This window comes from Candidatus Culexarchaeum yellowstonense (assembly GCF_024707025.1).
In the GTDB taxonomy this organism is placed as follows: domain Archaea; phylum Thermoproteota; class Methanomethylicia; order Culexarchaeales; family Culexarchaeaceae; genus Culexarchaeum.
In genome coordinates, this window is record NZ_JANGFQ010000087.1 from 1 (window position 1) to 6,461 (window position 6,461).

General features: G+C 39.8%; 6 protein-coding genes. 3 read left to right on the forward strand and 3 right to left on the reverse strand.

Features of this window, described 5'->3' with window-relative positions; all coding sequences use genetic code 11:
• Positions 1–749: 749 nt before the first annotated feature.
• Complete coding sequence (locus tag MRT15_RS08475; RefSeq protein WP_304329650.1) at positions 750–1,925, reverse strand: MFS transporter; 1,176 nt, start codon at positions 1,923–1,925, stop codon at positions 750–752.
• 332 nt (positions 1,926–2,257) lie between these two features.
• On the opposite strand from MRT15_RS08475, the gene MRT15_RS08480 reads away from it, so the two are divergent.
• Positions 2,258–2,668 (forward strand): hypothetical protein, encoded by a 411-nt coding sequence (locus tag MRT15_RS08480; RefSeq protein WP_304329651.1) that lies wholly within the window; start codon positions 2,258–2,260, stop codon positions 2,666–2,668.
• 46 nt (positions 2,669–2,714) lie between these two features.
• Here the strand turns inward: MRT15_RS08480 and eno are convergent, their stop codons facing one another.
• Together eno and MRT15_RS08490 are read right to left on the reverse strand one after the other, a co-directional pair.
• Positions 2,715–3,992, reverse strand: a complete 1,278-nt coding sequence (gene eno, locus MRT15_RS08485; protein WP_304329652.1) for a phosphopyruvate hydratase — start codon at positions 3,990–3,992, stop codon at positions 2,715–2,717.
• A gap of 61 nt (positions 3,993–4,053) precedes the next feature.
• Positions 4,054–5,415: a glycerate kinase gene (locus MRT15_RS08490; protein ID WP_304329653.1), complete on the reverse strand. Its 1,362-nt coding sequence runs from the start codon at positions 5,413–5,415 to the stop codon at positions 4,054–4,056.
• Between the two features lie 228 nt (positions 5,416–5,643).
• On the opposite strand from MRT15_RS08490, the gene MRT15_RS08495 reads away from it, so the two are divergent.
• On the forward strand, positions 5,644–5,913 hold the full coding sequence (locus MRT15_RS08495; RefSeq protein ID WP_304329654.1) for a hypothetical protein: 270 nt from the start codon (positions 5,644–5,646) through the stop codon (positions 5,911–5,913).
• Position 5,914: 1 nt separating this feature from the next.
• Positions 5,915–6,461 (forward strand): ABC transporter substrate-binding protein (locus MRT15_RS08500; RefSeq protein ID WP_304329655.1); only part of this gene is annotated, 547 nt, incomplete at its 3' end.

Consider the following 6,461-nt stretch of genomic DNA (forward strand, 5'->3'; position numbering starts at 1 on the left):
TGTTCGTTATCATGAGCTTGCAGCAGATCCAGATTTCAATTCAGAATTTATTAATGCAATCCCCATACCAAACAGTATAATCAACAGATTCCCATCAATAAAGAAGTACATTCAGAATTCACATAATGCTTAAGATGATGTAAACTTCAGCAAGAAGCCTTTTTTTAACACTACTTTTTCCATAGCCTTTGAGTTTATGCCAGATACTATCTTGAGACTTAACATACGCCGCTTAGGTAATGATTTCAGCTACAGGAGAAATGTGAATAAGCCGTGGTAATCCTTGTGAAAATCCGTTCTTATATCTAAAAATCTGAACCATATTCCACATAATCATGTTGTAATCTCAATAATACCCTAGACTTTATCGAAAAACTGAAATGGAAAATGCAATAGAAAATATAAAGAAGCCTATCTTATTCATTTTCTTCTTAAGTAAACGTTTATAATTGAAGCGCAAACATTGTTTAAGAAGCCAGAGGAGTATGTCAGTTTAAATTCATTATCACCCTTACCTACAGTCAAAGCCTCATGAATCTCCACAGATAATTCAAAGCAAGCTAGTCTCCAACTTAAATCCATCAGCAATACTAGGAATAACTGTATTAGGAAGTCTAGCCAACAAATTATTATAAAACCTTCAGCAGCCCTATAGAAAAATTTGATGAAACTATAAATAGAATAAAAAGACTATACGGGAAAGATTGGGAGATTCTCAAACTGCTACAAATACATTGTTACTGTGGAAATTATGAAGGCTGTACAGTAGAACTCTTAGTTCTCAACTTATAAGCCACAACTGTCAAAGTGCATACAGCACATAAGACGCCACAGAGAATATAGGGGCCTCTAACATTAAATTCAGCAATCCAACCTCCAAGGGTAGAGCCTACAAGCATACCTATACCCCATAAGCTTTCAAAAAGCCCCATCATAACCCCCCTACGCTGCGAAGGTGTAACGTCAGAGATCAAAGCCACCGCAACTGGATAAGCAGAGCCCAAACCACACCCAATAATCAAATTAACTATGAAGAGAATTGTGAAATCGCTTGATGCAACTATCAACATGGATGCTATTGAGAGACATGCCATTGATGGTATCAAAACATTTTCTCTACCAAAAGTATCTGAGAGTCTACCAGCAAATACGAAAAAGACGATATGGCCTAACCAAAAAGCACCAAACAAAACTCCAATCCAAAAAGCATTCACCCTCAAATCCTCAACATAGACTGGAAACAACGTAATCATCACAATCCACAATATAGAGAGACAGAATGACAGGACATAGGAAGTCAGCAAAGCAATAGCACCATGCCTCCCACCCAAAACCTCCACCCCATAAAGCTCCCTCACCCCAGCATAGCTTCGCATCCCCCTAGCCTTAACGTTAGCAAAAATTACTGTTGCCATAAAGGATAAGCAAAAATAAAGCAGAAACGTGGCTTTGAAACCATAAGAAGACACTAAGAATCCCCCTAAAACAGAACCTATCAAATAGCCAACACCATAAAACATGCCACACACCCCCATAGCTCCACCAGCCCTCCCCCAAGCAAGCTCCGTCACCAAAGCCTCAAGCGCAGACCAAAAGGAGCACCATGCACCTCCCTCAACAACTCTAGCTAGAAACAAGGAAATCACGCTTGAGGATATGAGGTATAAAAACGCTGCAAACCCACACAAAACCGCACTACCAGTAATAACCACCTTCCTCCCAACATGATCTGAAAGCCACCCCGACAAAACAGCCAACACTATATAAGTCAAAGAATAAAATGTGCCAAGCAACCCCACCTCCACATAAGAAGCCCCCAAACTACGAGCATACAAAGGGATAGCAGGAGTCACAACACCAACCCCCAAAGCAATAACCAAAACCCCAACATAGATGGTCATTAAACTTCGAACACTACTCAACATAAGCAACTTCATTATTATGATTTCAAGAATTAAAAATATAAAGGGTTCCATTATAAAAATTTTCAGCATAAAGCGTTGCTGCAATTTCGAAGCGTGTAATGTTGCTTTACTTCTTGGTTATTGTGCAAATTACAGGGCTTCGCTGTAAACCTTATACTTGCACTTGCAGTACTCATGGTGATACTTATGTCAGCATGGTTCTGGTCGTGGTCTGGCACGCTATTCTTATCGTCCACACGAGTTATATTTGCTTCAGCTTTTGATCGGCTTTTCCAAAGATATTTGCAGACGTCAAGACTAGATTTAATACACCGATCAACGCCCTACTCTTCATGTCTCTGTCTTCGCTAGTACTCACAATCCTCTACTTCTTCGTTCCTGAATTCAAGACGTTAACCCTTGACGCCACCTTTGCCATAGCATACTTTGGAACAACTGTTGCTTGTCTACTCTTCCCAGCTCGAAGACCTGGGCTTTTCAGCAAAAATCCAGTTGCCAAGTATAGAGCGAGTGGAGTTCCACTAGTTTCCATAGTAAGCGCTATTTATATAATCTTCCTACTTTACGTTTTCTGGCTCTGGGCAGTAGATCCAGTGTATGTGGTGAACAATCCATATTCAGCTGGTTTCATGATTTTCCTCTACGTACTATCTGCAGCAATTTACTTCTCATTCAAATACTACAGAAAGAAGAAGGAAGGCATTGACCTTTCCAGAGTCTTCGAAGAAATTCCAGTCGAATAAATCCTAATTTTTATGTCATCATATTTGCTTTTTAAACGGAGGAGAATTAGAATGGTTGTTTGAAGTTTTTACCAGCATATTTTGCTCTTTTCCCAAGTTCTTCTTCTATTCTTAGTAGCTGATTGTATTGAGCCGTCCTCTCACTTCTTGTTACGCCAGTTTTTATTTGTCCCGCATTTATTCCGACTGTCAAATCTGCTAGCCATGTATCTTCAGTTTGCCCAGATCTTTCAGATACTTGAACGCCATAGCCGTTTCTGAAAGCTAGTTCCGCTACGTCTAGAGCTTCGCTTAGAGTTCCCACTTGGTTGACTTTTAATAGGATAGCGTTTGCAGCTTTCATTTCGATCCCCTTCCTTAATCGTTTAATGTTTGTGGCGAAGAGGTCGTCTCCAATTATTTGAACGTTCAAAGTTTTAGTTAATTCTCGAAAGCCTTCAAAATCCTCTTCCTCCAAGGGGTCTTCAAGTGACTGGATTGGGTAGGCTGAGACTAGGTCTTCATAAAAGTCTATGAGCTCTTCTCGTGTGATCTCCTTTCCCATTAGAGTGTATTTCCCCGTATTCCTATTATACAGGTGAGTTGCAGCGCAATCTAAGCTGAGTGCAAACTTGTTTGTGTATCCAAGTTCCTCTATTGCTTTCAATTCTAATTCTAATGCTTCTCTAGGGTCTTTCATTCCGGGAGGGGTATATCCTCCCTCAACTCCAACATTTAGAGAATACTTACCATGTTTCTCCATTAAGATTCTTCCGAGTTCGTAGTAGACTTCTAAACCCATTCTTATTGCTTCAGAGAAACTTTTGGCACCGATGGGCATTACTTGGTGTTCTTGAAAGTCGAGATCTGTGGCGGCAAGCTTCCCGCCTTCTATAAGGTTTAAAACTGGAACTGGCAGAATGTAGGCATTCACCCCTCCTATATATCGGTAGAGGGGGATTTCTAAGGCATTGGCAGCGGTCTTTGCTACGGCAAGGGAAACTCCAACTATTGCATTAGCTCCAATTTTCGATTTATCTTCAGTTCCATCAAGTTCGATCATTAATTCATCTATCTCCCTTTGCTTCGTTACATCCATCCCCTTTAATGCTGGAGCTAAAATTTCATTCACATTCCTAACAGCTTTTAGAACGCCCTTCCCATGATACCTCTTCCCCCCATCCCTCAGTTCAAAAGCTTCATGCATCCCCCTAGATCGCCCACTTGGAACGCTAGCCCTACCTACAATGCCAGTTTCAGTTATAACTTCAACTTCGATTGTCGGCTCCCCCCTACAGTCAAGTACTTCTCTTGCTTTAACCTCCCTTATTTTGAAACGCTCCATACCTAAACATCACCCTTGCCACCTTTTTGTTAAGGTATATATGAGTGTTTCTATTCAAAAATTAATCCATAACGGCTATAATGTTCAGGTCCATTACATTCGTTCCTGTTGGTCCAGTAATTATGGCATCTTGGAGTTTCATCAATACTTCATAGCAATTGTGTTTCTTCAGATTTTCAAATATGTCTATGCCAATTTCTTCAGCTCTCATCAATGTGTAGCCATCTACTATACCTCCAGCTATTTCCGTTGGTCCATCCGTGCCATCAGTATCTATGGAAGCGATAACTATTCTCTTACTTCCAGCTATCTTTAAAGAAGCTCCGAGGACAAGTTCTTGGCTCGGTCCACCCTTACCACATGGACCAGTAATTGTAACAGTTGTTTCTCCCCCTACTATTAAAATGCAAGGTGGGTTGATAGGTTGACCCCTTTCTTCTATCTCCCTCGCAATGCTCGCCAATACGATACCAGCTTCTCTACTTTCCCCCTCCAGCTTTGTAGATAAAATTAGTGATCTAAATCCCAACTTCTCAGCCCTCCTTTTAGCAGCCTCGCACATGACCTCATTATTGGCTAATATTACATTGTGAACTTTTAAATTTTTAAAGTCGTGGGGTTTCAGCGTTTCCAAGCTGGGATCCATCATACCCCTCTTAAGGTATTCCCTCACGGAATCGGGAACCTTCTCCCATAAATCATACTTCTTAAGGACGTTTATTGCATCCTTAAATGTAGTCATATCTGGAGCTGTTGGACCCCATGGGCGACCTGCAATCTCATCTATTACTATTAAATTGATTATTTCAGCTGGATGAATGTATTTGGCAAGTTTCCCACCCTTTATCGCTGAAATATGATTTCTAACAGCGTTGATCTCATCTATTGTAGCTCCACACTTTAGAAGAAGTTCAGTCACCCTCTTCTTATCCTCTAAACTTATGTTTCCAGCTGGTAAGGGCATTAGGGCAGAGGCTCCACCAGTTATAGCACAAAAAACGAGATCTCCCTCCTCAGCCTCCTCAGCTATCTCCATTATCTTCCTCGCACCTTCCAATCCCGCTTCATCTGGTATAGGATGACCAGCTTCTACAATTTCTATATGCTTCAGTCTACGACTCTCCCCCCTTTTAACTATTACAACCCCCCTTTTAATGTTGCTTCCCAATATTTCATCTAAAGCTTGAGCAATAGAGAAAGATGCCTTACCTGCACCAATAACAAAGATATCTCCCACGCTCGATAAATCATATATTAAGCCTTCAACAATCAGCTTGCTATTTTCAATGCGAACTTTCTTCTTCACAGCTTCATACGCATCCACAGCTTTAATAGCATATTCAATAATATCTAATACGATTTCCCTTCCCCTCCTATTTCCATGAGAAAGCAATTCATCCCTATTTTTAATAATGGTGGACATATCCCCCTACAAACTGATTTTTATGTAGACAATTTAAAGTTTTATGGTAATGGGTAGTTCAGTCTTTTCTGAGCAATTTCATGATTACACTTTTACTTAAATCCTTTAAATTTCTATTAAATTTCTATTTATTATTTATTTTATAATCATATAAAATATCCCAAAAATATGGGATAAAGTATATATTTTTTATAAAATAGTATATACAGCAATTGAAAAGGTGATAATATGTCTGGAAAAAGAAAGCTTGGTAAAAGGGGTATCGCTATACTGGCTATTGTTGTCATTGCAATTGTTGGAGGAGTTCTTGGTTGGTATTTCACAAGGCCTCCCCCTGTGCATGTAATAAAGATAGGTTATTCTGCGCCATTCATTGGTCCCGCAGCAGAATTCGGTACTAATGGTTGGAGAGGAATATCAATAGCTTTAGAAGAAATCAATGCAAGAGGTATATACATTAAAGGCGAAAAATATACAATTGAAATAGTATACAATTGAAATAGTTAGGTATGATGATAGATGTGAACCGACGGAAGGTGTAGCTGCTGTAAGAAAAATGATCCTTGAAGATAAAGTAGTAGCAATATTAGGCTCCCATTGTAGCTCAGTATGTATAGCTATAGCCTCCTTATGCGATGAATACAAAATCCCGGGAATAACTATTGAATGCGCTGCGGATGCTGTTACCAGCCCTGGTCATGAGTATTACTTTAGGATGAGGCCTTCTATGGGCTTAATAGCTCCTCTGATCACTCCTGTAATTATCGATAAGTTAAAGCCTTCCAAAATAGGTTTTCTTGCAATAAACGACGATTATGGTAGATCTTTTGTAGAGTCATTTAAGAATAGTTTTAAAGAGCATGGAATCCCAACGGTGGTTGAACAATATTTTGAGCGAGGAGCTACGGACTTCTATCCATACTTAACTGCTATAAAGGCTGCGAAACCTGACATAGTGTTTTATGTTGGCGTAACGCCTGAGGGTGCAATGATACTTAAACAAGCTAAAGAGCTGGGTTTGATTCCTGAGATTAAATTTATTGGAT

Coding starts and splice junctions, on each gene's coding strand:
- MRT15_RS08490 (WP_304329653.1), bottom strand. CDS start 5,415: ATGTCCACCATTATTAAAAATAGGGATGAATTGCTTTCTCATGGAAAT.
- MRT15_RS08480 (WP_304329651.1), top strand. CDS start 2,258: ATGTCTCTGTCTTCGCTAGTACTCACAATCCTCTACTTCTTCGTTCCT.
- eno (WP_304329652.1), bottom strand. CDS start 3,992: ATGGAGCGTTTCAAAATAAGGGAGGTTAAAGCAAGAGAAGTACTTGAC.
- MRT15_RS08475 (WP_304329650.1), bottom strand. CDS start 1,925: ATGTTGAGTAGTGTTCGAAGTTTAATGACCATCTATGTTGGGGTTTTG.
- MRT15_RS08495 (WP_304329654.1), top strand. CDS start 5,644: ATGTCTGGAAAAAGAAAGCTTGGTAAAAGGGGTATCGCTATACTGGCT.